General features: G+C 65.7%; 35 protein-coding genes. 2 read left to right on the plus strand and 33 right to left on the minus strand.

Going from position 1 to position 25,348, the window contains the following annotated elements; genetic code table 11:
* Positions 1-2: 2 nt before the first annotated feature.
* The 19 genes from rpmD to rpsJ form a co-directional block, all read right to left on the minus strand.
* Complete coding sequence (gene rpmD / locus AC5RVG_RS03325; protein WP_127511076.1) at positions 3-215, minus strand: 50S ribosomal protein L30; 213 nt, start codon at positions 213-215, stop codon at positions 3-5.
* On the minus strand, positions 215-931 hold the full coding sequence (gene rpsE, locus AC5RVG_RS03330; RefSeq protein WP_493989347.1) for a 30S ribosomal protein S5: 717 nt from the start codon (positions 929-931) through the stop codon (positions 215-217). Before rpsE ends, rpmD begins: the two co-directional genes overlap by 1 nt.
* A complete protein-coding gene (gene rplR / locus AC5RVG_RS03335; RefSeq protein WP_494012717.1) occupies positions 928-1,311 on the minus strand; it encodes a 50S ribosomal protein L18 in 384 nt (127 codons plus the stop codon). Before rplR ends, rpsE begins: the two co-directional genes overlap by 4 nt.
* Positions 1,312-1,314: 3 nt before the next feature.
* Entirely contained in the window at positions 1,315-1,851 is a 537-nt protein-coding gene (gene rplF / locus AC5RVG_RS03340; protein ID WP_494000475.1) for a 50S ribosomal protein L6, read from the minus strand.
* Between the two features lie 18 nt (positions 1,852-1,869).
* Entirely contained in the window at positions 1,870-2,268 is a 399-nt protein-coding gene (gene rpsH / locus AC5RVG_RS03345) for a 30S ribosomal protein S8 (protein WP_136784914.1), read from the minus strand.
* A gap of 82 nt (positions 2,269-2,350) precedes the next feature.
* Positions 2,351-2,920 carry a 50S ribosomal protein L5 gene (gene rplE / locus AC5RVG_RS03350; RefSeq protein WP_493989348.1) on the minus strand — a complete coding sequence of 190 codons (570 nt, stop codon included), beginning with the start codon at positions 2,918-2,920 and terminating at the stop codon, positions 2,351-2,353.
* The gene (rplX, locus tag AC5RVG_RS03355; protein ID WP_493979212.1) at positions 2,920-3,285 is read right to left on the minus strand and encodes a 50S ribosomal protein L24; all 366 of its coding nucleotides are present in this window, start codon (positions 3,283-3,285) and stop codon (positions 2,920-2,922) included. Before rplX ends, rplE begins: the two co-directional genes overlap by 1 nt.
* Positions 3,286-3,288: 3 nt before the next feature.
* Entirely contained in the window at positions 3,289-3,657 is a 369-nt protein-coding gene (rplN, locus tag AC5RVG_RS03360) for a 50S ribosomal protein L14 (protein WP_127511069.1), read from the minus strand.
* Positions 3,658-4,036: 379 nt separating this feature from the next.
* Entirely contained in the window at positions 4,037-4,336 is a 300-nt protein-coding gene (gene rpsQ / locus AC5RVG_RS03365) for a 30S ribosomal protein S17 (RefSeq protein ID WP_493979213.1), read from the minus strand.
* Entirely contained in the window at positions 4,333-4,677 is a 345-nt protein-coding gene (gene rpmC / locus AC5RVG_RS03370) for a 50S ribosomal protein L29 (protein WP_493979214.1), read from the minus strand. Before rpmC ends, rpsQ begins: the two co-directional genes overlap by 4 nt.
* 2 nt (positions 4,678-4,679) lie before the next feature.
* Positions 4,680-5,096 carry a 50S ribosomal protein L16 gene (gene rplP, locus AC5RVG_RS03375; RefSeq protein WP_493979215.1) on the minus strand — a complete coding sequence of 139 codons (417 nt, stop codon included), beginning with the start codon at positions 5,094-5,096 and terminating at the stop codon, positions 4,680-4,682.
* On the minus strand, positions 5,097-5,930 hold the full coding sequence (gene rpsC, locus AC5RVG_RS03380; RefSeq protein ID WP_494000477.1) for a 30S ribosomal protein S3: 834 nt from the start codon (positions 5,928-5,930) through the stop codon (positions 5,097-5,099).
* Complete coding sequence (gene rplV / locus AC5RVG_RS03385; RefSeq protein WP_136784918.1) at positions 5,931-6,296, minus strand: 50S ribosomal protein L22; 366 nt, start codon at positions 6,294-6,296, stop codon at positions 5,931-5,933. It abuts the gene before it with no gap.
* Between the two features lie 38 nt (positions 6,297-6,334).
* Entirely contained in the window at positions 6,335-6,616 is a 282-nt protein-coding gene (rpsS, locus tag AC5RVG_RS03390; RefSeq protein WP_074701289.1) for a 30S ribosomal protein S19, read from the minus strand.
* 12 nt (positions 6,617-6,628) lie between these two features.
* The gene (rplB, locus tag AC5RVG_RS03395; protein WP_493979217.1) at positions 6,629-7,468 is read right to left on the minus strand and encodes a 50S ribosomal protein L2; all 840 of its coding nucleotides are present in this window, start codon (positions 7,466-7,468) and stop codon (positions 6,629-6,631) included.
* A gap of 30 nt (positions 7,469-7,498) precedes the next feature.
* Positions 7,499-7,804, minus strand: a complete 306-nt coding sequence (gene rplW, locus AC5RVG_RS03400) for a 50S ribosomal protein L23 (protein ID WP_493941555.1) — start codon at positions 7,802-7,804, stop codon at positions 7,499-7,501.
* Entirely contained in the window at positions 7,801-8,418 is a 618-nt protein-coding gene (gene rplD / locus AC5RVG_RS03405; RefSeq protein ID WP_494012718.1) for a 50S ribosomal protein L4, read from the minus strand. Before rplD ends, rplW begins: the two co-directional genes overlap by 4 nt.
* 4 nt (positions 8,419-8,422) lie before the next feature.
* A complete protein-coding gene (gene rplC, locus AC5RVG_RS03410) occupies positions 8,423-9,076 on the minus strand; it encodes a 50S ribosomal protein L3 (protein ID WP_493979219.1) in 654 nt (217 codons plus the stop codon).
* Between the two features lie 13 nt (positions 9,077-9,089).
* Positions 9,090-9,398, minus strand: a complete 309-nt coding sequence (rpsJ, locus tag AC5RVG_RS03415; protein ID WP_003803825.1) for a 30S ribosomal protein S10 — start codon at positions 9,396-9,398, stop codon at positions 9,090-9,092.
* Between the two features lie 478 nt (positions 9,399-9,876).
* Here rpsJ and AC5RVG_RS03420 point away from each other — a divergent pair, with 478 nt between their 5' ends.
* Positions 9,877-11,388, plus strand: coding sequence for a glycoside hydrolase family 1 protein (locus tag AC5RVG_RS03420; RefSeq protein ID WP_494012719.1), 1,512 nt, complete (start codon positions 9,877-9,879; stop codon positions 11,386-11,388).
* Between the two features lie 37 nt (positions 11,389-11,425).
* Here AC5RVG_RS03420 and AC5RVG_RS03425 read toward each other — a convergent pair whose 3' ends face one another.
* The gene (locus AC5RVG_RS03425) at positions 11,426-11,560 is read right to left on the minus strand and encodes a hypothetical protein (protein WP_494012720.1); all 135 of its coding nucleotides are present in this window, start codon (positions 11,558-11,560) and stop codon (positions 11,426-11,428) included.
* Between the two features lie 116 nt (positions 11,561-11,676).
* Between AC5RVG_RS03425 and AC5RVG_RS03430 the strand changes: the two genes are divergently transcribed.
* Positions 11,677-12,057, plus strand: a complete 381-nt coding sequence (locus tag AC5RVG_RS03430) for a VOC family protein (protein ID WP_494000481.1) — start codon at positions 11,677-11,679, stop codon at positions 12,055-12,057.
* Positions 12,058-12,205: 148 nt separating this feature from the next.
* Here the strand turns inward: AC5RVG_RS03430 and tuf are convergent, their stop codons facing one another.
* The 13 genes from tuf to pcaC form a co-directional block, all read right to left on the minus strand.
* Positions 12,206-13,396 carry an elongation factor Tu gene (gene tuf / locus AC5RVG_RS03435; protein ID WP_493940539.1) on the minus strand — a complete coding sequence of 397 codons (1,191 nt, stop codon included), beginning with the start codon at positions 13,394-13,396 and terminating at the stop codon, positions 12,206-12,208.
* 237 nt (positions 13,397-13,633) lie between these two features.
* Positions 13,634-15,748, minus strand: coding sequence for an elongation factor G (gene fusA / locus AC5RVG_RS03440; protein ID WP_494012721.1), 2,115 nt, complete (start codon positions 15,746-15,748; stop codon positions 13,634-13,636).
* A 64-nt stretch (positions 15,749-15,812) separates the two neighbouring features.
* Positions 15,813-16,283, minus strand: a complete 471-nt coding sequence (gene rpsG / locus AC5RVG_RS03445) for a 30S ribosomal protein S7 (RefSeq protein ID WP_127511056.1) — start codon at positions 16,281-16,283, stop codon at positions 15,813-15,815.
* Position 16,284: 1 nt separating this feature from the next.
* On the minus strand, positions 16,285-16,659 hold the full coding sequence (gene rpsL / locus AC5RVG_RS03450) for a 30S ribosomal protein S12 (RefSeq protein WP_127511055.1): 375 nt from the start codon (positions 16,657-16,659) through the stop codon (positions 16,285-16,287).
* 300 nt (positions 16,660-16,959) lie between these two features.
* Positions 16,960-19,014 carry an acyltransferase family protein gene (locus AC5RVG_RS03455; protein ID WP_494012722.1) on the minus strand — a complete coding sequence of 685 codons (2,055 nt, stop codon included), beginning with the start codon at positions 19,012-19,014 and terminating at the stop codon, positions 16,960-16,962.
* Positions 19,015-19,094: 80 nt separating this feature from the next.
* The gene (locus AC5RVG_RS03460; protein WP_494012723.1) at positions 19,095-20,174 is read right to left on the minus strand and encodes an LPXTG cell wall anchor domain-containing protein; all 1,080 of its coding nucleotides are present in this window, start codon (positions 20,172-20,174) and stop codon (positions 19,095-19,097) included.
* Positions 20,175-20,348: 174 nt separating this feature from the next.
* Positions 20,349-20,546, minus strand: a complete 198-nt coding sequence (locus AC5RVG_RS03465) for a hypothetical protein (RefSeq protein WP_494012724.1) — start codon at positions 20,544-20,546, stop codon at positions 20,349-20,351.
* 1 nt (position 20,547) lies between these two features.
* Positions 20,548-21,279: a class E sortase gene (locus AC5RVG_RS03470; protein WP_494012725.1), complete on the minus strand. Its 732-nt coding sequence runs from the start codon at positions 21,277-21,279 to the stop codon at positions 20,548-20,550.
* Between the two features lie 68 nt (positions 21,280-21,347).
* Positions 21,348-22,139, minus strand: coding sequence for an IclR family transcriptional regulator domain-containing protein (locus tag AC5RVG_RS03475; protein WP_494000487.1), 792 nt, complete (start codon positions 22,137-22,139; stop codon positions 21,348-21,350).
* An 8-nt stretch (positions 22,140-22,147) separates the two neighbouring features.
* Positions 22,148-22,792, minus strand: a complete 645-nt coding sequence (locus AC5RVG_RS03480; protein ID WP_494000488.1) for a 3-oxoacid CoA-transferase subunit B — start codon at positions 22,790-22,792, stop codon at positions 22,148-22,150.
* A complete protein-coding gene (locus tag AC5RVG_RS03485) occupies positions 22,789-23,478 on the minus strand; it encodes a 3-oxoacid CoA-transferase subunit A (protein WP_494000489.1) in 690 nt (229 codons plus the stop codon). The genes AC5RVG_RS03480 and AC5RVG_RS03485 overlap by 4 nt, the downstream gene beginning before the upstream one ends.
* Before the next feature lie 12 nt (positions 23,479-23,490).
* Positions 23,491-24,702: a thiolase family protein gene (locus AC5RVG_RS03490; protein ID WP_494012726.1), complete on the minus strand. Its 1,212-nt coding sequence runs from the start codon at positions 24,700-24,702 to the stop codon at positions 23,491-23,493.
* Positions 24,703-24,899: 197 nt separating this feature from the next.
* The gene (pcaC, locus tag AC5RVG_RS03495; protein WP_494012727.1) at positions 24,900-25,328 is read right to left on the minus strand and encodes a 4-carboxymuconolactone decarboxylase; all 429 of its coding nucleotides are present in this window, start codon (positions 25,326-25,328) and stop codon (positions 24,900-24,902) included.
* Positions 25,329-25,348 lie beyond the last annotated feature (20 nt).

The following is a 25,348-nucleotide window of genomic DNA, read 5'->3' on the forward strand; positions in this document are numbered from 1 at the left end:
CTTTACTTCGCCTCCTCAACCTTCACCAGGTGAGAAACAGTGTTGACCATGCCGACGGTCACTGCATCGGCGCTGCGGACAACGGTGTGTCCGATGCGCTTCAGGCCCAGTGAACGCAGCGTGTCGCGCTGGTTCTGCTTGCCGCCAATGACGGACTTGATCTGCGTGATTTCCAACTGCGCATCCGACGGAGTCAGATTCTTGGGTGTGGTCATTACGCACCTGCCTTCTGCATGTTGCGCAGCAGGATAGCCGGAGCAACCTCGTCCAGGGGCAGGCCACGGCGGGCAGCCACGGAGCGGGGCTCCTCCAGGCGACGCAGCGCATCGACTGTAGCGTGCACAATGTTGATCGCGTTGGCCGAGCCGAGCGACTTGGAGAGCACGTCGTGGATACCGGCGCACTCGAGCACGGCGCGGACCGGGCCACCGGCGATCACACCGGTACCGGCAGCAGCCGGACGCAGCATGACAACGCCTGCAGCGGCTTCGCCCTGCACCTGGTGCGGAACGGTGCCGGCGATGATCGGGACGCGGAAGAAGGACTTCTTGGCCTCTTCCACGCCCTTGGCGATCGCTGCCGGAACTTCCTTGGCCTTGCCGTAGCCCACGCCGACCATGCCGTTGCCGTCGCCGACAACTACCAGGGCCGTGAAGCTAAAGCGGCGGCCGCCCTTGACGACCTTGGACACGCGGTTGATGGTGACGACGCGCTCGAGGAACTTGTCCTTCTCGGCGTCGCGGGCGTTGTCGCGGCCACGGCCGCGGCCGCCACGGTCGTTGCCACCACGGTCGCTGCCACCGCGTTCGCCACGACGGCCGCCGCGGCGGTCCTCCTGGCCGGAAGCAGCGGTGGTTTCAGCGGATCCCGCGGCAGCGGTCTCAGTTGCTTCAGTCACCTGAGTTTCCTTTTCGTTGTTCTCAGCGGTCACAGTGCCAGCCCACCTTCACGTGCGCCGTCGGCAACCGCTGCGATACGGCCGTGGTACCGGTTGCCGCCGCGGTCAAAGACCACGGCGGCAACACCGGCAGCCTTGGCACGCTCGGCAACGAGCTCACCGACGCGCTTTGCCTTGGCGGACTTGTCGCCGTCGAGCGCCCGCAGGTCGGCTTCCATGGTGGAAGCGGAAGCCACGGTGATGCCCTTGCTGTCATCGACAACCTGGACAAAGATGTGGCGTGCGGAGCGGTTGACCACCAGGCGCGGACGGACCGCGGTACCGGTGATGCGCTTGCGGACGCGCAGGTGGCGGCGGCCGCGTGCTGCGGACTTGGACTTCGAGGTCCGCTTCTTATTAATGCTGATCGCCATGGTTTACTTACCAGCCTTTCCGACCTTGCGGCGGATTTGCTCGCCAGCGTAGCGAACGCCCTTGCCCTTGTAGGGGTCGGGCTTGCGCAGCTTGCGGATGTTGGCAGCAACTTCGCCGACCTGCTGCTTGTTGATGCCGGAGACGGAGAGCTTGGTGGCGCCCTCCACGGCGAAGGTGATTCCCTCGGGTGCGTTGACGACCACCGGGTGGCTGAAGCCGAGGGCGAACTCGAGGTCCGAGCCCTTGGCCTGCACGCGGTAACCGGTGCCGACGATCTCGAGGTTCTTCTTGTAGCCTTCGGTGACGCCGACGATCATGTTGTTGATCAGCGTGCGGGTCAGGCCGTGCAGGGACCGGGATTCGCGCTCGTCGTTCGGGCGGGAGACGGTGATGGTGTTCTCGTCCAGGGAGGCCGTGATGGGCGAAGCCAGAGTGTGGCTCAGCTCGCCCTTGGCGCCCTTGACGGAGACGACGTTGCCGTCGATCTTGACCTCAACGCCTGCGGGAACGGTGATGGGGAGACGTCCAATACGTGACATTTAATCTCTTCCTTTCCGTTACCAGACGTAAGCGAGGACTTCGCCGCCCACGCCCTTCTTGCCGGCCTGACGATCAGTCATCAGCCCGGAAGAGGTGGACAGGATTGCGATGCCCAGGCCACCGAGTACGTGCGGCAGGTTGGTGGACTTCGCGTAAACGCGCAGACCGGGCTTGGAGATGCGGCGGATGCCGGCAATGGAACGCTCGCGGTTCGGACCGAACTTGAGTTCCAGGGTCAGCTTCTTGCCAACCTCGGCCTCTTCTTCCTTCCAGCCGGCGATGTAGCCTTCGGCCTTCAGGATGTCGGCGACGCGAGCCTTGAGCTTGCTGTACGGCATCGACACTGAGTCGTGGTATGCCGAGTTGGCGTTGCGCAGACGCGTGAGCATGTCTGCGACAGGATCTGTCATAGTCATTGTGGGCTCTTGCCCTTCCTCGTAACGGTTTCCTCGCTCCGGTCAGCGCTGGGCGCCGGGGCGGGACCTTTCACGTAGCTAATTAATCTTCGGTCTTGAACGGGAAGCCCAGCGCCTTCAGCAGCGCGCGGCCCTCGTCATCGGTCTTTGCAGTGGTTACTACGGTGATATCCATACCGCGCACGCGGTCGATCTTGTCCTGATCGATCTCGTGGAACATGGACTGTTCGGTCAGACCGAAGGTGTAGTTGCCGTTGCCGTCGAACTGCTTGCCGTTGAGTCCGCGGAAGTCGCGGATACGGGGCAGGGCCAGGGTGACCAGGCGGTCCACGAATTCCCACATGCGGTCGCCGCGCAGCGTCGCGTGGGCGCCGATCGGCATGCCTTCGCGCAGCTTGAACTGGGCGATGGACTTGCGGGCCTTGGTGATCTGCGGCTTCTGACCGGTGATCTGGGTCAGGTCGCGCACGGCGCCGTCGATGAGCTTGGAGTCCTTGGCGGCATCTCCAACACCCATGTTGACTACGACCTTGACCAGGCGGGGAACCTGGTTCACGTTCTCGTACTTGAACTCGTCCCGCAGAGCCTGCTTGATCTCGCCGGCGTAGCGAGTCTTCAGGCGGGGGACGATCTTGGTGACAGTCTCAGTCATTAGAGGTCCTTCCCGGAGGCCTTGGACACGCGGATGCGCACAGTGCGCTCACGGCCATCACGCTCGACGGTTTCGGTGCGGTAGCCAACGCGGGTCGGCTTCTTGGTCTCGGGATCGACGATCGCCACGTTCGAGATGTGGATCGGGGCCTCAACGGTCTCGATGCCACCGGTCTTCGTGCCGCGTTCAGACTGCCCGGCCTTGGTGTGCTTGGTGACGCGGTTAACGCCTTCGACCAGCACCCGGTTGGACTCCGTGAACACCTTCAGGACCTTGCCCTGCTTGCCGCGGTCGCCGCCGCGCTCAGCCTTGGCACCGGTGATGACCTGAACCAGGTCACCCTTCTTGATCTTGTACTTAGCCATGGACTACAGCACCTCCGGAGCCAACGAGATGATCTTCATGAACTTCTTGTCGCGAAGCTCACGGCCGACCGGGCCGAAGATACGGGTACCGCGGGGGTCGCCGTCGTTCTTGAGGATCACGGCTGCGTTCTCATCGAACTTGATGTAGGAACCATCCGCACGGCGGCGTTCCTTCTTGGTGCGAACGATGACAGCCTTGACGATGTCACCCTTCTTGACGTTGCCGCCGGGAATTGCATCCTTGACGGTGGCAACAATGGTGTCGCCAATGCCTGCGTAGCGACGGCCGGATCCACCGAGAACGCGGATGGTCAAGATTTCCTTGGCACCCGTGTTGTCGGCGACCTTCAGTCGCGACTCCTGCTGAATCACTTATTACTCCTGTCGTCGCGCCGGTTCTCATTGCTGAGCCTTGCGGAACGGATATGGGTAGCCCGCACCGTAACTCCCCCTGGCCGCACGCGTGTGCGGTCCGAAGGCGGTTGCGGGAATTTGCCTATTCTGTCCATGCGGAAGGATGGATGGTCTTTCCAAACGGCACAGGCAAGATTACTAGTTTATGACCAAGACACCCCGGACGTGAAATCACGGCCAGGGGCTTGTGCTTTTCAAAGGGGCCGCGGCCGAAACCACGGACCCTTCCAAACCCTTCCGGCTGCTCCGGCGGACCGGGATCCATGGTGCCGGAAGGGAAACTTAAGGGTGCGGGGCCCGCCCGCTCGGCAGGCGGGCCCCGCGCAGGACGTAGGTCCTACTTGGCCTTTTCGATGATCTCGACCAGGCGCCACCGCTTGGTGGCGGACAGCGGCCGGGTCTCGGCGATCAGAACCAGGTCGCCGATGCCGGCGGAGTTCTGCTCGTCGTGGGCCTTGCGCTTCTCGGTCCGGCGGATCACCTTGCCGTACAGCGCGTGCTTCACGCGGTCCTCAACCTCGACCACGATGGTCTTTTCCATCTTGTCCGAGACGACGTAGCCGCGGGCGGTCTTACGGTAACCGCGAGCCTGAGTGGCTTCTTCCACAGTTGCATCCTTGTTCGTGTTTTCGCTCACTTGGCCTCATCCTCCGAAGCGGGGGTTTCGGTCCCGGCGGTTTCGGCTTCGGCCTTGTCAGACTTCTTAGCCTTCTTGGCCTTCTTCTCCTCAACCGGAGCCTCCGCAGAAGCAACGACCTCGGGACGAATGCCCAGCTCGCGCTCACGCAGCACTGTGTAGATGCGCGCGATGTCCCGCTTGACGGCCTTCAGGCGGCCGTGGTTTTCCAGCTGACCGGTGGCGGACTGGAAACGGAGGTTGAACAGCTCCTCCTTGGCCTTGCGCAGCTCCTCTGCGAGACGGTCCTTATCGAAAGTCTCGAGCTGATCGGTTGCCAGTTCCTTTGAACCAACTGCCATTTCTATTCACCACCTTCGCGACGCACAATGCGTGCCTTCAACGGCAGCTTGTGGATCGCCAGGCGCAGGGCCTCGCGAGCTACCTCTTCATTGACACCGGACAGTTCGAACAGAACCCGTCCCGGCTTGACGTTTGCGACCCACCATTCCGGCGAACCCTTACCGGAACCCATGCGGGTTTCGGCCGGCTTCTTGGTCAGCGGGCGGTCCGGATAAATGTTGATCCAAACCTTGCCGCCACGCTTGATGTGGCGGGTCATCGCAATACGGGCCGCTTCGATCTGGCGGTTGGTGACGTATGCCGGCGTCAGAGCCTGGATACCCCACTCGCCGAAGCTGACCTCGGTGCCGCCGGAAGCAGCGCCGGAACGACCCGGGTGGTGCTGCTTACGGAACTTAACTCGACGTGGGATAAGCATTTAAGCTTCTCCTCCTTCTGCCGCCGGCGCTGCTGCCTCAGCGGCAGGTGCCTCGGCCTTGGCTGCGCCCTCGCCTGCGGCGGGAGCGGCAGCACGGTCATTACGACGACGGCGCTCGCCACCGGCAGGGCGGCCCGGACGGTCGCCGCGGCCACGCGAGGACGGAGCGGCAGCCTGCTGGGCCGCCAGTTCCTTCGCGGTCACGTCGCCCTTGTAGATCCAGACCTTGACGCCGATGCGGCCGAACGTGGTCTTGGCCTCGAAGAAGCCGTAGTCGATGTTCGCCCGCAGCGTGTGCAGGGGCACACGGCCTTCGCGGTAGAACTCCGAGCGGCTCATTTCGGCGCCGCCGAGGCGACCGGAGCACTGGACACGGATGCCCTTGGCGCCGGCGCGGGTGGCGGACTGCATGGCCTTCTTCATGGCGCGGCGGAAGGCCACGCGGGAGGTCAGCTGCTCGGCGATGCCCTGGGCAACCAGCTGCGCTTCGATCTCCGGGTTCTTGACCTCGAGGATGTTCAGCTGCACCTGCTTGCCGGTGAGCTTCTCCAGCTCGCCGCGGATGCGGTCTGCTTCGGCGCCGCGGCGGCCGATCACGATGCCGGGGCGGGCGGTGTGGATATCCACACGCACGCGGTCACGGGTACGCTCGATCTCAACCTTCGCGATGCCCGCGCGGTCCATGCCCGTGGACATCAGCTGGCGGATCTTCACGTCCTCGCGGACAAAGTCCTTGTAGCGCTGGCCGGCCTTGTTGCTGTCAGCGAACCAGTGGGAGACATGGTCGGTGGTGATACCGAGTCGGAATCCGTGCGGGTTTACTTTCTGTCCCACTTACTGGTCCTCCTCTTTCTCCGGGGTAGCGACAACAAGCGTGATGTGGCTGGTCCGCTTCTTGATGCGGTAGGCACGCCCCTGGGCGCGCGGCTGGAACCGCTTCATGGTGGGGCCTTCATCTACGAATGCTTCGCTGATGTACAGGTCGCTCTCGTCAAAGGCGACGCCGTCGCGGTCCGCGATAACGCGGGCGTTGGCGACTGCCGACGCGAGTACCTTGCTGACCGGCTCCGAAGCTGCCTGCGGGGCAAACTTCAGAATTGCCAGAGCCTCATTCGCCTGCTTGCCACGAACAAGGTTGACGACGCGCCGGGCCTTCATAGGCGTCACGCGAATATGGCGCGCAATAGCCTTGGCTTCCATTGCTTTCCTTCTCTCGTCTTCTGCCGTAAGAGCAGCGCCTAGCGGCGCTTGCCCTTGCGGTCGTCCTTCACATGGCCGCGGAAGGTCCGCGTCGGGGCGAATTCGCCGAGCTTGTGCCCGACCATCGACTCAGTGACAAACACCGGGATGTGCTTGCGTCCGTCGTGTACGGCAATCGTGTGTCCGAGCATGTCGGGCACGATCATCGAACGGCGGGACCACGTCTTGATGACGTTCTTGGTGCCCTTTTCGTTCTCTGCAGCTACCTTCACGAAGAGGTGCTGATCGACGAAGGGGCCTTTCTTCAGGCTGCGTGGCATGTTCCCAGGCTCCTATCGCTTGTTCTTGCCAGTACGACGGCGACGCACAATCAGGCGGTCGCTTTCCTTGTTCGGGCGGCGGGTGCGGCCCTCGGGCTTGCCGTTCGGGTTGACCGGGTGACGGCCACCGGAGGTCTTGCCCTCGCCACCACCGTGCGGGTGGTCGATCGGGTTCATGGCCACACCGCGGACGGTCGGGCGAACGCCCTTCCAGCGCATGCGGCCGGCCTTGCCCCAGCTGATGTTGGACTGCTCGGCGTTGCCCACCTCGCCGATGGTTGCGCGGCAGCGCACATCAACGTTGCGGATTTCGCCGGACGGCAGGCGGAGCTGGCCGTACTTGCCTTCCTTGGCCACCAACTGCACGGAGGCACCGGCGGAGCGGGCCATCTTGGCACCGCCGCCCGGGCGCAGCTCCACGGCGTGGATGACCGTACCGACGGGGATGTTGCGCAGCGGCAGGTTGTTGCCCGGCTTGATGTCGGCGCTGGCGCCGGCCTCGACCGTGTCCCCCTGCTTCAGCTTGGCCGGAGCCAGGATGTAGCGCTTGGTGCCATCAACGTAGTGCAGCAGGGCGATCCGCGCGGTGCGGTTCGGGTCGTACTCGATGTGAGCGACCTTGGCGGGCACGCCGTCCTTGTCGTGGCGACGGAAGTCGATCAGACGGTACTGGCGCTTGTGTCCGCCGCCCTTGTGGCGGGTAGTGATCTTGCCGGAGTTGTTACGTCCACCTGACTTGGTCAGCGGGCGCAGCAACGACTTTTCCGGCGTCGATCGCGTGATTTCAGCGAAGTCGGCTACGCTCGAGCCGCGACGGCCCGGTGTAGTCGGCTTGTATTTACGGATTCCCATAGTTCATTTCCTCGTTAAAGTGGTCTCCGCTTAAGAAAGCGGACCGCCGAAGATGTCGATTGTGCCTTCCTTCAGGGTGACAATTGCGCGCTTGGTGTCCTTGCGCTGTCCCCATCCGAACTTGGTCCGCTTGCGCTTACCGGCACGGTTGATGGTGTTGATCGAGTCGACCTTGACGGAGAAAATCTTCTCCACGGCCAGCTTGATCTCGGTCTTGTTCGAGCGGGGGTCGACCAGGAAGGTGTACTTACCTTCGTCGATCAGGCCGTAGCTCTTCTCCGAAACGACGGGAGCAAGGATCACGTCGCGGGGATCTTTTGTGGTGGTCGCGCTCACTTGGCGTCCTCCTTGGCAGTTGCCTTAGCTGCGATGAATGCCTCGTAGGCGGCCTGGGTGAAGACCACGTCGTCGGAAACGAGCACGTCGTAGGTGTTCAACTGATCCACGTAAATGGTGTGAACAGCCTCGATGTTGCGCAGGCTCAGGGCCGCCACATCGTTGGCGCGCTCGATGACTACGAGCAGGTTCTTGCGGTCGGTGACGGCGCGCAGGGCCTCGGTAGCGGCCTTGGTGGACGGCTTGTCGCCGGCAACCAGTGCCTCCACGACGTGGATGCGGCCGTTGCGTGCCCGGTCCGAGAGGGCGCCGCGCAGGGCAGCGGCCTTCATCTTCTTGGGGGTGCGCTGGCTGTAGTCGCGCGGGGTCGGGCCGTGCACGACGCCGCCGCCGGTCATGTGCGGGGCGCGGATCGAACCCTGGCGGGCGCGGCCGGTGCCCTTCTGCTTGAACGGCTTGCGGCCGGCACCGGAAACCTCGGCGCGGGTCTTGGTCTTGTGGGTTCCCTGCCGGGCAGCAGCGAGCTGGGCGACGACGACCTGGTGCAGCAGCGGCACGTTGGTCTGGACGTCGAAGATCTCTGCAGGCAGGTCAACCTTGAGCGTGTTGGCCATTGAACTAGGCTCCCTTCACAGCGGAACGGACGAGAACGACCGAGCCGCGGGCACCGGGAACGGCACCCTTGATCAAGAGCAGCGAGTTCTCGGTGTCCACAGCGTGAACCGTCAGGTTCAGCGTGGTCTGGCGGACGGCACCCATGCGGCCGGACATGCGCATGCCCTTGAAAACGCGGCCCGGAGTGGACGCGCCACCGATGGAACCGGGCTTGCGGTGGTTCTTGTGCGCGCCGTGCGAGGCACCCACACCGGCGAAGCCGTGACGCTTCATGACACCGGCGAAGCCCTTACCCTTGGTGGTTCCGACGACGTCGACCTTCTGGCCGGTCTCGAACAGTTCCACGGAGAGTTCCTGGCCCAGCTCGTAGGAGCCGGCATCGGCGGTGCGCAGCTCAACCACGTGGCGGCGCGGGGTAACCCCGGCCTTCTCGAAGTGGCCGGCCAGCGGCTTGGTCACCTTGCGCGGGTCGATCTGGCCGTAGCCGATCTGGACGGCGGTGTAGCCGTCGACGTCCGCAGAGCGCAGCTGGGTGATGACGTTGGAGTCGGCCTTGACGACCGTGACCGGGATGAGCCGGTTGTTCTCGTCCCAGACCTGGGTCATGCCGAGCTTGGTGCCCAGCAGTCCCTTTACTTGGCGTGTAGTGGTAGACAAAATACTCACTCCCCTACAGCTTGATTTCGATGTTCACGTCCGCCGGCAGGTCGAGCCGCATCAGCGAATCGACGGCCTTGGGCGTGGGATCGATAATGTCGATCAGCCGCTTGTGGGTGCGCATTTCAAAGTGCTCCCGGCTGTCCTTGTACTTGTGCGGCGACCGGATAACGCAGTACACGTTCTTCTCGGTGGGCAGCGGCACGGGGCCCACTACCGTTGCGCCTGCACGCGTGACCGTCTCAACGATCTTCCGTGCTGAAACATCAATGACCTCATGGTCATATGACTTCAGACGGATGCGGATTTTCTGTCCCGCCATGGCGTCTCCGCTCTCTTTCTCAGTGCTGCTCTGTTGACTTTCTCCTGATGCGCCCCGACGGCTGGATCGCTCCTGGCCTGGCGCTCCTCCGGCAGACTGAATCCGGATAAATCCGGGTTCCTCACCCTGCTGAGGCTCCGACCCCCGCGGTCGGGCGTGTCGCGAACATTCTGCGCACTCCGCCCGCTCAAAATGGAGGGTGGGTTATATTTGGGCTTCTTTGAAATCCGTGGAGCCTGACCCTGCCCCGGGCATTATCCCGGGCGGGACCCAGCTTCGCACGAAGACATGCAAAAGCGCTTGAACAACTCATCTAGTGTGGCAGACTTCGGCCCTGATTGCGAATCGGCCCCCGGGCCGGTGCCCGCTCCCCCGCCGCCATGCTATGGCGCGGACCAGCCGGCAGTGCGATGCTGGTGCCAGCCCGCTCCTGCGGGCGCCGCACACGAGAGACCAGGTTTCAGGAGGACAGCAGCGAATGGCAATGGACAGCGGGCGCCTGGCGGCAATGATCCCGTCCGACTTTACCCTGGGAGTGGCGACGGCGGCATTCCAGATCGAGGGCGCCGTGGCCGAGGACGGCCGAGGACCCTCCGGCTGGGACGCGTTTTCGCACGAGCCCGGGCGGATTGCCGGCGGCGCGACGGCGGACGCGGCCTGCGACCACTACCACCGGATGCCGGAAGACGTCGCGCTGATGGCCGAGCTCGGCGTTGACTCGTACCGGTTCTCGCTGTCCTGGCCACGGATCCAGCCCGGCGGACAGGGGCCGGTCAACCAGCGCGGCATCGACTTCTACGACCGCCTGCTGGATGAACTGCTGGCCCGGGGCATCTCCCCGATGTGCACGCTCTACCACTGGGACACCCCGCTGCCGCTGGAGCACGGCGGCGGCTGGCTCAACCGGGATACCGCGTACCGGCTCGCCGACTTCGCGGCGATCGCCGCGGACAAGTTCGGCGACCGGGTGGACCGCTGGGTCACGATCAACGAGCCGACCACCGTCACCCTCAATGGCTACGGCCTCGGCGTCCATGCTCCCGGCCAGGCCGGGCTTTTCGACGCCCTGCCGGCCGCGCACCACCTCATCCTCGCGCACGGACTCAGCCTCTCGGCCCTGCGGGCCGGCGGGATCACGGGCGATGCGGGCATCACGAACGTCTACTCCCCCGTGGTGGGCGCCAAGGACGGGCTGGCCCACGATGTGCTGGTGGAACTGTACGACGTGCTCCACAACGGCATGTTTTCGGACCCGGTGCTGCTGGGCCGCTACCCAACGTTCAACCCGGTGCTCAAGCCCGCACTCCAGTACCTGCGCGAGATTCCGGACGAGGACCTGGCGGTGATGAGCCAGCCGCTGGACTTCTACGGGCTGAACTACTACTTCCCCACCAGGATCGGCATCGGCCCGGGGCCGCTGACCGGGCCGGAGGCGATCCCCGACGGCCTGCCCGAGCTGCTCTGGGAGCAGGGCGGCGAGCTGCCGTTCCACCTGGCCGCGTGGCCGGGGTATGACCGGACAGAATTCGGCTGGCCCGTGGCACCCGACTACCTGCAGGTCGCCCTGGCCCAGATGGCCGGGCGTTACCCCAATCTGCCGCCGGTCTACATCACCGAGGGGGGCGCCAGCTTCAAGGATGTGGTGGTCCGCGACGCGCTGACCAAGGAGCCGTCGGTCGCCGACGTGCGGCGGATCGACTACCTGGCCTCGCATTTGGAGGCCGCGCTCACCGCGACGGCGCCGGACGGGCCCGCAGCCGGCATCGACCTGCGCGGCTACTACGTGTGGACGCTGATGGACAACTTCGAATGGGCGGCCGGATACAGCCAGCGCTTCGGCCTGGTGTACGTGGACTTCGCCACCCAGCAGCGGATCCGCAAGGCGTCCTTCCACTGGCTGAAGGATGTGGCCGCGCGCCGCACTCGTGCCGGTGCCGGCGAGGCGGCCGGGCAGACCGAGCCGGCGGTGGCAGCACCGGGTCAGGCCTGACGGCCCGCCGGCGCGTTCAACGGTCCCCGGCGCTTCGCTACCGCCCGCCGTTGGCGCGCCGGATGCGGCGGGCACGGTCCAGTTCGTGGCGGAAGTACCGCCTGCCCCAGGACACCGCCCCGACCACCGCGGCGGCCAGGCCCACGACGATCCACACGATCAGCCATTCCATGGTCCGATCCTACTGGTTGGCGGTCAAAATTCGTGCCCGTCCCCCAGTTCCCGGGCCCACGGCCGCGACTATTCTGGGAGTGTCCACCGCAGATGCTCCCAGGAAGCCGGACAACCATGCTCAGCACCAAAACCATGACGACGGTCCTGCCCGTGAAGGACATGGACCGGGCGCGCGCGTTCTACCAGGATTCCCTCGGCCTGCAGCCGGCCGGCCCGCTCGGAGAGGATTCGTTCCTTTTCTCCAGCGACGGTTCCACCGCGGTAGAACTCATCGTCCGACCGGACGCCGACACGTCGGACCACACCTCGATCAGCTTCGAGGTGGCCGATTTGGAAACCGAGATGTCCGAACTGGCCGGCCGCGGCGTCGACTTCGCGGACTACGACCTGCCGGGCCTCAAGACCGAGAACCACATCGCGGTGACCGGCCACCAGCGCTGCGCCTGGTTCCCGGACACGGAAGGCAACATTCTCTGCCTGCACCAGAACATCTAAAACGGAAGGACCATGACGGAAGGCGCGCCCGGAGCGTGCGCGCAGCATCACATCCGGCGCACCATTAAAAGAAAGAACCCCCGCCGTCCTGAGACGTCGGGGGTTCTCCTGCCTCCGACCGGAAACCTCCGGTCAGCAGATCACAGAGTTACTTGGTGATCTTGGTGACGCGGCCCGAACCAACGGTGCGGCCGCCTTCACGGATAGCGAAGCCGAGGCCCTCTTCCATGGCGATCGGCTGGATGAGCTCAACGGTCATCTCAGTGTTGTCGCCCGGCATGACCATTTCGGTGCCCTCGGGGAGGGTGATAACGCCGGTCACGTCGGTGGTGCGGAAGTAGAACTGCGGACGGTAGTTCGAGTAGAACGGGTTGTGGCGGCCGCCTTCATCCTTGGACAGGATGTAGACGTTGGCCTCGAAATCGGTGTGCGGGGTGATCGAACCCGGCTTCACGATAACCTGGCCGCGCTCCACGTCTTCGCGCTTGATACCGCGCAGCAGCAGGCCACAGTTCTCGCCTGCCCATGCTTCGTCGAGCTGCTTGTGGAACATCTCGATACCGGTAACCGTGGTCTTCTGGACCGGGCGGATGCCGACGATCTCGACCTCGGAGTTGATGGCGAGGGTACCGCGCTCGGCGCGGCCGGTCACCACGGTGCCGCGGCCGGTGATGGTGAAGACGTCTTCAACCGGCATCAGGAACGGCTTGTCCTTGTCGCGGACCGGGTCCGGGATGTACTCGTCAACGGCGTCCATCAGGTCCTCGACGGACTTGACCCACTGGGCGTCGCCTTCCAGGGCCTTCAGGCCGGAAGTGCGGATGACCGGCGCGTTGTCGCCATCGAACTCCTGCGAGCTGAGCAGCTCACGGACTTCCATTTCGACCAGGTCGAGCAGTTCCTCGTCCTCAACCATGTCCGACTTGTTCAGGGCCACCAGCAGCGTCGGAACGCCAACCTGGCGGGCCAGCAGAACGTGCTCGCGGGTCTGGGCCATCGGGCCGTCAGTCGCGGCAACCACCAGGATTGCGCCGTCCATCTGGGCGGCACCGGTGATCATGTTCTTGATGTAGTCGGCGTGGCCGGGGGCGTCCACGTGTGCGTAGTGGCGCTTCTCGGTCTGGTACTCGACGTGCGAGATGTTGATGGTGATGCCGCGCTGGCGCTCTTCCGGGGCAGAGTCGATAGCTGCGAAGTCACGCTGCTCGTTGAGATCGGGGTACTTGTCAGCAAGCACCTTGGAAATGGCAGCGGTCAACGTGGTCTTACCGTGGTCAACGTGACCGATGGTGCCAATGTTGACGTGCGGCTTAGTCCGCTCGAACTTTGCCTTCGCCACGGGTTCCTCCTAGAACGTGTTGAGAAGATTTGCTCTTCGGACGCGATTGTCACGGCCGAAACTTGAACAAGTCTACTTCGGGCTTTTGTATTTGGTGAAATTACTGGTTCCGTCAGGTACCGGCAAAAACTTGCGCGGTTCCGTCAGTGGGTTGTGCCGGCGGCCGGCTGCGTGAGCCGACCGGCCGCCTGCACGGCGTGCCGGATCCTTACGGATAAGGACCCGCCACCCTGGGGTTTACTCGCCGCGCGTCTTCTGGATGATCTCGTCGGCAACAGCCTTCGGGACCTCAGCGTAGCTTTCGAACTGCATCGAGTACACCGCGCGGCCCTGCGTCTTGGAACGCAGGTCGCCGATGTAGCCGAACATCTCGGAAAGCGGAACGTTAGCGCGCACAACCTTCACGCCGCTAGCGTCCTCCATGGACTGGATCTGTCCACGGCGGGAGTTCAGGTCGCCGATCACGTCGCCCATGTATTCCTCAGGGGTACGTACCTCGACGGCCATCAGCGGCTCGAGCAGGACCGGGTTGGCGCGGCGTGCGCCTTCCTTGAAGACCTGGGAACCAGCGATCTTGAAGGCCATTTCCGAAGAGTCGACGTCGTGGTATGCGCCGTCGAGCAGGATGGCCTTGACACCGACCAGCGGGTAGCCGGCCAGAATGCCGAGCTGCATGGCATCCTGGATGCCAGCGTCGACCGAGGGGATGTATTCGCGCGGAATACGGCCACCGGTGACCTTGTTCTCGAACTCGTAGAAGGTGCCGTCGCTGGTGTCCAGCGGCTCGAAGGAGACCTGGACCTTCGCGAACTGGCCGGATCCACCCGTCTGCTTCTTGTGGGTGAAGTCGACCTTTTCGACAGCCTTCTTGATGGTTTCACGGTAGGCAACCTGGGGCTTGCCCACGTTGGCCTCGACCTTGAATTCGCGGCGCATGCGGTCCACCAGGATGTCCAGGTGCAGCTCGCCCATGCCGCCGATTTCGGTCTGGCCGGTCTCTTCGTTCAGCGAAACGGTGAACGTCGGGTCCTCGGCGGAGAGCTTCTGGATCGCCGTGGAGAGCTTTTCCTGGTCGCCCTTGGTCTTCGGCTCGATGGCCACGAAGATCACCGGCTCCGGGAAGGACATGGACTCGAGCACGATGGGTGCATCGACGGCCGACAGGGTGTCGCCGGTGGTGGTGTCCTTCAGGCCGATCACCGCGTAGATGTGGCCTGCGTGCACCTCTTCCACCGGGTTTTCCTTGTTGGCGTGCATCTGGAACAGCTTTCCGATGCGCTCCTTCTTGCCCTTGGTGGTGTTCAGCAACTGCGTACCGGAAGTGGCCTTACCGGAGTAGACGCGGATGAACGTCAGTTGGCCGAAGAACGGGTGCGCGGCAACCTTGAACGCCAGAGCGGAGAACGGCTCGTCCTCGCTCGGCTTGCGGGTCAGCTCGATTTCCTCGTTCTTGGGATCGTGACCGATCATCGACGGGACGTCGACCGGCGACGGCAGGTAGTCGATGACGGCGTCCAGCATCGGCTGCACGCCGCGGTTCTTGAACGCGGAACCACAGAAGACCGGGTAGATCTCCGAGTTGACGACCATCTTGCGGATGCCGGCCTTCAGCTCGTCGATCGAAATCTCTTCGCCTTCGAGGTACTTCTCCATGAGCTCGTCCGAGGACTCGGACACGGTCTCAACGAGCTGCGCGCGGTATTCCTCGGCCTTGGCCTGCAGGTCCGCGGGGATCTCCCGGGTCTCGTAGGCAGCACCCATGGTGACGTCGCCCTTGGCGTCGCCTTCCCATACCAGTGCCTTCATGGTCATCAGGTCGACGACGCCGATGAAGTCGTTCTCGGAGCCGATTGGCAGCTGCATGACCAGCGGCTTTGCGCCCAGGCGCTTGATGATGGTGTCTACCGTGAAGTAGAAGTCAGCACCGAGCTTGTCCATCTTGTTGACGAAGCAGATACGCGGAACTTCGTACTTGTCGGCCTGGCGCCACACAGTCTCCGACTGCGGCTCCACGCCTTCCTTACCATCGAAGACAGCAACGGCACCGTCGAGGACGCGCAGCGAACGCTCCACCTCCACAGTGAAGTCCACGTGGCCCGGGGTGTCGATGATGTTGATCTGGTTCTGGTTCCAGAAGCAAGTCACCGCGGCGGAGGTGATGGTGATGCCGCGTTCCTTTTCCTGTTCCATCCAGTCAGTGGTCGACGCACCGTCGTGAGTTTCGCCGAGCTTGTGGTTCACACCCGTGTAGAACAGGATGCGTTCGGTAGTGGTGGTCTTGCCGGCATCGATGTGGGCCATGATGCCGATATTGCGGACCTTCGTGAGGTCGGTTAGCACGTCCAGTGCCACAATGTCTCCCTTTGTAGGTGAGGGATACGACGACGGCGGTTGGCGCCGTCGTCGTATCGACTCTTTACCAGCGGTAGTGGGCGAAGGCCTTGTTGGACTCAGCCATCTTGTGGGTATCTTCGCGACGCTTCACAGCGGCACCGAGACCGTTCGACGCATCCAGAATCTCGTTCATCAGACGCTCGGTCATCGTCTTCTCGCGGCGGGCCTTCGAGTAGCCGACCAGCCAGCGCAGGGCCAGCGCCGTGGCGCGGCCCGGCTTGACCTCAACCGGAACCTGGTAGGTGGCGCCGCCGACGCGGCGGGACCGGACCTCCAGGGTCGGACGGACGTTGTCCATGGCCTTCTTCAGGGCGGCAACGGGATCGCCGCCGGACTTGGCCTTGACACCGTCGAGGGCACCGTAAACGATGCGCTCTGCGGTGGACTTCTTGCCGTCAACGAGAACCTTGTTGATCAGCTGGGTCACCAGCGGGGAACCGTGGACGGGATCTACAACTAGCGGCCGCTTGGGGGCCGGACCCTTGCGAGGCATATTACTTCTTCTCCATCTTCGCGCCGTAGCGGCTGCGAGCCTGCTTGCGGTTCTTGACGCCCTGGGTGTCAAGCGCGCCGCGAACGATCTTGTAGCGGACGCCGGGCAGGTCCTTCACACGGCCGCCGCGCACCAGCACGATGGAGTGTTCCTGCAGGTTGTGGCCTACACCGGGGATGTATGCAGTCACTTCGATGCCGCCGGCGAGCTTGACGCGGGCTACCTTACGGAGCGCGGAGTTCGGCTTCTTCGGGGTGGTGGTGTAAACGCGGGTGCAAACGCCGCGCTTCATCGGGCTGCCCTTGAGGGCAGGCGCCTTGGTCTTATTCACCTTAGGTGAGCGGCCCTTGCGGACCAGCTGGTTAATCGTAGGCACTTTCGTGTTCTCCGTTTTTCTTGGGCTTTGCCCCGTCTGTCATGCAGGGCCAGGCACTGTCGGTCGTCTTCGCACCCGCTGCGGAATCGAAGCGACCGTAGGCGTGCAAAAGTGTGGCATTCTCCGCGCAAGAACCCCGCGGACCGGAAACAGGCCCCGTTCCGTTATTATCCGAAACGGCCTTCATCCACTGCCACACAAAAACAATCGAACATAAGTCTAGCAGAGTATGCGGGTCGCGCACGACGCGGTGGCCCGGCGGCTGCCCAACGGTTGCTGCACGGCGGCCCGGCCGCGGCGTCACGGCCGTTCCATCGCCAGCAGCAGGGCCGTTTCCAGCGGCCGGGCCAGCGTTTTCATGTAGGTGCCGGAGACGTGGTTGAGGTCCCGGTACACCAGGACGTTGCCGATCACCGCCGGGCAGGTCTCCCGGTCGCAGAAGTGCGCCGACAGGTCGATGACCCGCGCCCGCGGGGCCAGCCTGGCGGCATCCTCGGTGAGGTCCTTCCCGTCGAGGCCGTCGCTGCGCGGCTGGCCGCATTCGGCCGGGTCCTCGTAGTTCACCGCCACGCAGTCCCGGGCGACCGCGCCCTCACGCGGGCGGGGCGTGTCCTTGAGCGCGTACACGTCGATGCCGGCGTCGGCGAGTTGGTTCCAGTACTCGGCGAAGCCCGCCGCTCCGGGCCGCTGGCCGGTGCCCGAGTCCACGAAGGAGGACTCCGCGTAGTACGAGGTGAGGACCGCGTCCACGCCGCCGCTGGTCAGCCGTTCCATGGTCTGTTCGTTGGGCCCGCGGCAGACGGACTCCCCCTTCGCTTCCAGTTTGCGCTGCTCCGCGTTGAACGGGCAGGAATGATGGATGTATGTCAGCAGGCGCCAACCCCGCTCTCGGGCAACAGGCTCCAAGGCCTTGAACCACTGCCCCGCGTGCGAGTCTCCCACCAGCGCCAGGGTGAAGTCCCCCTCCGGGTCCCCGTAGGTGCATTCCTTGGTTTCGGCCGCCATCGAGGTGACGGCGCAATCGCCGAGGCCGGACTGGTCGGCTCCGGCCCGGGCGGGATCCGGGACCACCAGCGGGGTCTCGGTGGCGAAGGCGCGGTGGCCGTCCTCCGTGATCGAGGCGACGCCGAAGCCGGGCGGCGGGGCGGCCAGCAGCGCGGACGTCGCCTCGGCACGCTGAGCCAGGACGCGTTCCTGCTGGTTGGCCGGCACGAAGGCCAGCGTGCCGACCAGCGCGGTGGCCGCGGCGCCTGCGGCGAGCGGCCGCCAGGAGTTGGCGCTGAACCAGCCAAAGCGGCGCACCGGTGTCTCCACGAAGTAGTAGCTCAGGGCGGCCAGGCCAAAGGAACAGGCCAGCAGCAGCGGGCTGGTGAGCGGCCCGGGTTCCCGATCCGCCAGGATGGTGAAAAACACGATCAGGGGCCAGTGCCAGAGGTAGAGCGAGTAGGAGACATTCCCCGTCCATTGGACAGGCCGCCAGTCCACCAGGCGGTGCAGGGACAGCGGCCCGCCGGTCCGTCCGGCAGCGATGACGGCCATGGTGCCCAGCACCGGGAGCAGTGCCGCCGCCCCGGGAAAAGGCGTGCTCGCGTTAAAGAGGAACGCCGAGGCCGTGATCGCGGCCAGGCCCGCTGCCGCCAGCAGGCTGCGCAGGTACGGCCAGCGGCGCGTGTCCCGGTGCAGGGCGGCCAGCAGCCCACCCAGCCCGAGTTCCCAGATCCTGGTGGGCGTGATGAAGTAGGCGGCCGGGCTGCCGCCGGCGGTGGCCCAGATGCCATAGGCCAGCGACGCCGCGACGACGGCGGCGAAGATCGCGGCTGCGATCCCCCGGCGGCCCTGCTTCGTTCGGCGCGCCGCGAAGACGGCCAGCAGGACCAGCAGCGGCCACAGCAGGTAGAACTGTTCCTCGACGGCCAGGGACCAGAAGTGCTGAAGCGGCGTCGGCGTCTCGGTCGCGGCCAGGTAGTCGACGGAGTCGGCGGCCAGGACCCAGTTTTGGACATAGAGGGTGGAGGCCAGGGCCTGGCCCCCGATGCGCTCCCACTGGCTCATGGGCAGCAGCGCCAGCGTGGCCGCCAGGACGACGGCAACGGTCAGCAGCGCCGCGGGCAGGATGCGCCGGATGCGGGCGGCCCAGAATGACCTCAGGGACAGCGTGCCGGTGGCCGCCGCCTCGCGGAGCATGTGGCCGGTGATCAGGAAGCCGGAGATGACGAAGAAGACGTCCACTCCGACGTAGCCGCCGGGCAGCCAGCGCGGCTCCAGGTGGTAGGCCACCACCAACAGCACCGCAAGGGCGCGCAGGGCTTGGATTTCGGGCAGGAATTTCCGCCGCGGCGTTGTCTCAGGATCCATCGCAGGACATTCAGCCATGCCAAGGTCAACGACAGTTGGCGGCGGGGTGAACGCCCGGGTGCAGGACCGGGCCGGCTACCTCAGGCCGTGCGGCGCCGCCACCAGAGGAGGGCCGAGCCGAGCATCAACAGGCCCACTCCGCCCGAGGCGAGCCAGGCGGTGCCGGCGGCACCGGTGTCCGCCAGCGCCCCGGCCGGGACGGCCGCCGGCAGCACGTTAGACGGCGCTGCCGGCTGGGGCTGCGAGGCCGGGATGATAACTGCCGCAGGTTCCTTGGCGGGTTGCCCCGGTCCGGGCTCATCGACAACCGGCCACTCGCCGAAGTCGCCCGGCCATTCACCGATTCCGTCCAACAGCTCGTACATCCACAGGATGAGCTCCTCCCCCGCTGCAGGATCGGAGGCGCTCATTTCCCGGATCAGCGCGGCCAGGCCGTCCAGGTCGCCCGCCATGAGGTACTCCATGATGAGGTCCATCAGGTACGTCATGCCCTCGGACTCGAGCACGAGGTCCATGTTCTCTTCCATCCAGCGCATGACGGTTTCCTCGTCGCCGGCGGCGATGTCATCCGGGATGTTGAAGTCCCTGTGGGTCAGGGTACGTCCGCCCACCACAATCGGCTCGATCACGGGAGCGGGTTTTGCCGCCGGAGGAGCTGCGGGTGCGGGCGCAGCCTCCGTGGGGGGCTCCACGGCAGGGGCGGACGGATCGGCGGCGGGAGAAGTGGGTATGGTTTCCGGTGCCGGAGTTGAGTCCTCGGCCGAGGCGCCTTCCGCGGAGGCCACCTCTTCGCCATCCGCGGGAAATTCGATCGCGCCCGCGGCCCCGTCGGTGCCGTCGGCGCCGTCCATCGGTCCGCCGTCGTTAGCTGCGGGAGCCTCGACCAGCAGGGTAACCACGGCGCCAGCCAGGGCCTCTTCCGGCTCCGCCTGAACCGGCTCGGCAGGGGCAGTTTCTTCAACCGGCGCGTTCACCGTCGCTTCCGACCCAACCGTCCCTACGGCAACCGCGTCCGGGCCGGGCTCGGGAGCGGTGTCACCGGGGATCGGGCCCGGCTGCCCGGCCGGATCCTGGCTGCCGGCGTGGGCGGGAACGCTGCCCAGGGCGAGAGCGGCGGCAACAGTGCCGGTGAGCAGCGCAGCGCGCAGTCGTGATGTCACGTGAAATGTCCTGTCCCCAACTCGGCTGTCCTGGCAGGGCGGAGATCGCGCCGATCCGATTGCTTCGGTGCCCTGCGTCGGCCGGCATTTACCGGCCCTTGCAGAAATATAAATGATGCAGGTCACATCCGCTAATCCGGCGCGCCTGCCGGGTCCGCGGCAACGCGGGTCGTCCTACCCTGACCGCTCCCCGGCCCCGCCGTCTGCCCGGCCCTGGCTGAGTGTTGCCTCGCCTTCCAGCAGCCCGAGGGAACTGATCCACGGGAAAACGAACTCCAGGAGCACCAGGACGACCGCCGCCAGCAGCATCAGCGACAGCAGGATCCGCACGGCGAACGGGCCGGGCAGGTTGCGGAAGATCCAGGCGTACACCTCAGGCTCCTGCCTGCGCGGCGACCAGGCCGGCGATGTCGGCAGGGGGTCCCGCCTCGGCGGGGCGCCATGATTCCAGCGCGGCGTACGCGATGTACCGCTCCCGGTCGCCGAACCGTGGATGACAGGTGGTCAGGGTCATCATCGCCCTGACAGGTTCGGCCCCTGGTTTTTCCGGCACCGGCAGCAGTACATCCGTCCGGTCCGGCGTCACGATGGTGTGCTCCTCGAAGACGTAGGTGAAGTACCCGTTGGCAGTGCGCACATGGATGCGGTCCCCGGGCCGGAGCGCGTCGATGTTGTCGAGGACCTTGCCGTAGGTCTGGCGATGGCCGGCCACCGCGAAGTTTCCGACCTCCCCCGGCATCGCCGTGCCGTCGTACATGCCCAGCCCCAGCGAATCGAGGATCTCGGGACCCACCCCCGCCGAGACCGGCACGGTGAAGTCATCGCCGAAGCGCGGGACGTAGACGATCCCGAAGGTCTCGCCGTCCCGGGGCTGCCCGCCCGGCTGCGGCGGCCCGAAGTCCTCGGCGGCGGCCCTCACGGCGGGGCCTTCGAATTGCCGGGACAGGGCGGTGACCGCGTCCTGCTGCGCCGCCCGGGCGTCCAGGTTGGTCCACCACAGCTGCCAGACGACGTAGAGGAGAACGATGGCTCCCAGCGTCACGAGCAGTTCGCCGGCCAGGCCGGAGGCGGCCCGGAGCGAAAACATGGTTTGACGTTTTCCCATATGCGCAATCCTCCCTGGGGAACTCGATTCCTGCCGGTGGCGGGGGCCGGCGCGCCCGCCTTCGGGACCTACTGCTGGGCGCGCAGCGCGTCGGTGACCTTGGCGGCGACGGCCTGCAGCTTCGGCAGGGCTTCCGCGACGACGGCGTCCACGTCCCGGGTGCCGTCTGCCAGCGATGCCTGCATGGACATGTTCAAGGCGGCGGCCACGGAACCGTCCGGATGCAGGACCGGAACGGCCACCGAGCGCAGGCCGATCTCCAGTTCCTGGTCCACCAGGGCCCATCCCTGGCTCCGCACCTTGTCCAGCTCCGCCCGAAGCTTGTCCGGGTCGGAGATGGTCCGTGACGTCAACGGCTTCAGCTCGGCCGAGGCCAGATAGTCCTCCAGCCGGCCGGCGGGCAGGCCGGCGAGCAGCACGCGGCCCATGGACGTGGCGTAGGCGGGGAAACGCGTGCCCACCATGATGCCCACGGTCATGATCCGCCGGGTGTGGATGCGGGCGATGTAGACGATCTCATCGCCGTCGAGAATCGATGCGGAGGTGGATTCATGCAGCTCCGCGGAAAGCTCTTCCAGCAATGGCTGCACCAGCTGGGGCAGACTCTGCCCGGCGAGGTAGGAATACCCCAGCTGGAGCACCAGAGCGGTGAGTTCGAAGACGCGGCCGTCGGTGCGCACATAGCCCAGGTCGACCAGGGTGTGCAGGAACCTCCGCGCGGTGGCACGGGTCAGGCCGGTCCTCTTGGAGACCTCGCTGAGCGTCATGGTGACGTTGTCGGCGTCGAAGGCCCTGATCACGGTCAATCCGCGGGCCAGCGACTGGACGAACTGGTCGCCCGGCGTCTTGGTCTCGGTCATGGTTCCTTTTACTCGGTGGGCGGAAGCAGCTTGATGTCCATCTTGGACTGCAATTCCTCAAGCGTGGTTCCGAACGTCTCGCGCACACGCACGCCTTCCTCGGTAATCAGGAAGACCGCGTCATTAGTGTATACGCGGGTGACGCAGCCCACTCCCGTGAGCGGGTAGGTGCATTCGGGCACCAGCTTCGGCTTGCCGTCCTTGGTGAACAGGGACATCATCACGTAGACGTCCTTGGCCCCCGTGGCCAGGTCCATCGCGCCGCCGACGGCGGGAATGGCGTCGGGTGCGCCGGTGTGCCAGTTGGCCAGGTCGCCGGTGGCGGAGACCTGGAACGCGCCGAGCACGCAGACGTCCAGGTGGCCACCGCGCATCATGGCGAAGGAGTCGGCGTGGTGGAAGTAGGACGCGCCCGGCACCTCGGTGACCGGGACCTTGCCCGCGTTGATCAGGTCCTGGTCGATCTGGTCGCCCTGCGCCTCCGGGCCCATGCCCAGCATGCCGTTTTCGGTGTGCAGGGTGATGTCCTGCTCGGCGGTCAGGTAGTTGGAGACCGACGTCGGCTGGCCAATGCCGAGGTTGACGAAGGAACCGGGCTGGATGTCCCGGGCCACCAGCCTGGCCAGATCTTCGCGGCTGAGTTTCTCGCTCACTGGTTTGCCTCTCCCTCTGCGGCCTGCGGCGCAATTTCGACGACGGTGTCCACGTAGATGCCCGGAGTCACGATGACCTCGGGATCCAGTTGGCCGGTCTCCACGATGCCGGAGACCTGCACGATGCTCTGCTTGGCGGCGGCGGCCATGATCGGTCCGAAGTTGCGGGCGGTCTTGCGGTAGACCAGGTTGCCCTTCCGGTCGGAGGTCAGCGCCTTGATCAGCGCGACGTCGCCGTGGATCGGCGTCTCGAGCACGTAGCCGCGCCCGTCGATCATCCGGGTCTCCTTGCCCTCGGCCAGCATGGTGCCGTAGCCGGTGGGCGTGAAGAAGGCGCCGATCCCGGCGCCGGCGGCGCGGATGCGTTCGGCCAGGTTGCCCTGCGGCACCAGTTCCAGTTCGATTTCGCCGGCGCGGTAGGCGGTGTCGAAGTGCCAGGAGTCGGACTGGCGCGGGAAGGAGCAGATGATCTTCTTGACCCTGCGCTCCTTGATCAGCAGCGCCAGCCCGGCGTCCGCCTGCCCGGCGTTGTTGTTCACCACGGTCAGGTCGGTGGCGCCGCAGTCCATCAGCGCGTCGATCAGTTCCATCGGCTGGCCGGCGTTGCCGAAGCCGCCGATCAGCACCGTGGCGCCGTCCTGGATGCCGGCCACGGCGTCCCGGGCAGTAGCAGCGAATGTAGGCACCCGCTTACCTCCTTAGTTCTTGGTTGAGTTGACGTTTTCCAGCACGACGGCGAGGCCCTGGCCCACGCCGATGCAGATGGCGGCCACGCCCCAGCGGTCGCCCGATTCCTGCAGCCGGCGGGCCAGCGTGCCGAGGATGCGGATGCCCGAGGCGCCCAGCGGGTGGCCGATGGCCACTGCCCCGCCCCAAGCGTTCACGATCGCCGGGTCGATGTCCCAGTTGTCGATGCAGGCCAGCGACTGCGCGGCGAAGGCCTCATTGAGCTCGACGGCGGCGACATCGGACCAGCTGATGCCGGCCCGCTTGACGGCCTGGTTCGCGGCCTCCACCGGCGCGAACCCGAAGAACTGCGGCTCCAGCGCGGCGGCGCCGCGGCCGGCGATCCGGGCCAGCGGCCCGGTCCCCAGCAGCCCGGCGGCGGCCTCGCTGCCCAGCCACGCCGCCGAAGCGCCGTCGTTCAGCGGCGAAGCGTTGCCGGCCGTGACCGTGCCGCCCTCGGGGCCGTCGCCCGCCGGCCGGAAGACGGTCTTCAGCCCGGCCAGGACGTCAACGGTGCTGGTGGGGCGGATGGACTCGTCGCGGGCCAGGTCGGTGCCCGGAACCTGCACCACCATCGAGTCGTACTTGCCCGCGTTCCAGGCCTCGTCGGCGAGGCGGTGCGAGGCGGCGGCGAACTCGTCCTGCCGTTCGCGGCTGATGCCGTGGCGCTCGCGCAGCTGTTCGGTGGCCTCGCCCAGGGAGACGGTCCATTCCCGCGGCATCTTCTTGTTCACCAGGCGCCAGCCCAGGGTGGTGGACGCGAGGGTCATGTCGCCGGCCGGGTAGGGCTTCTCGGTCTTGGGCAGCACCCACGGCGCCCGGCTCATCGACTCGACGCCGCCGATCAGCACCAGGTCGCCTTCGCCGGCGTTGATCTGCCGGGAGGCGATGATGGCGGCGTCCAGGCTGGAGCCGCACAGCCGGTTCACGGTGGTCCCCGGGATCGAGGTGGGCAGGCCGGCCAGCAGCGTGGCCATGCGCGCCACGTTCCGGTTCTCTTCCCCGGCGCCGTTGGCGTTGCCGAAGATCACCTCGTCGATGCGTTCCGGGTCCAGGCCCGGGGCGCGGGAAACTTCCGCCTTGACGACTTCGGCCGCCAGGTCGTCCGGGCGGACGCCGGCCAGCGCACCGCCGAACTTGCCGAAGGGGGTGCGGACGGCGTCAAACAGATATGCCTGGTTCATTCGAGGCTCCTTCGCGGCGCACTTCCGGGGTGCGCCTTTGGGTTACAGCAAACGGCCCGGCCCGGCGCTCAGGCCGGACCGGACCGCTCCGTCGACACGGGGGTCCGCGCGGAACATACCGTTTCGGCGGGAACCGTCGCGGGCTCTTCCGTTCCAGCCGAAGTGTTCGCTACACGAACGCATGTACGTTATATGAACTATACCGAGCCCTTGTGATCCTCGTCAAGGCTGGCAAAGACGCCCTTGGCCACCTTGAACGCGACGTTGGCGTCCGGGACGCCGCAGTAGATGGCCGACTGCAGCACGACTTCCTTGATCTCGTCGCGGGTCATGCCGTTGGTCAGCGCCGCCCGGACATGCATGGCGAATTCCTCCCAGTGGCCCTTGGCGATCATGGCGGTGAGCGTGATGGCGCTGCGCGTGGTGCGCGGCAGCCCCTCCCGGGTCCAGATGGTCCCCCAGGCGTAGCGGGTGATCAGTTCCTGGAAGTCCTGGGTGAACTCATCGATCGAGCTGTTCGCGCGGTCCACGTGGGCATCGCCGAGCACCTGCCGGCGCACGGCCATGCCCTCGTCGTACACTTCCTGCTGGGTCTGGGCAGGATCGAAGGTGCGGTTATCGCTCACGGCGTGTACTCCTTGGTTGT

The sequence above is a fragment of the Arthrobacter senegalensis genome (genome assembly GCF_059091765.1).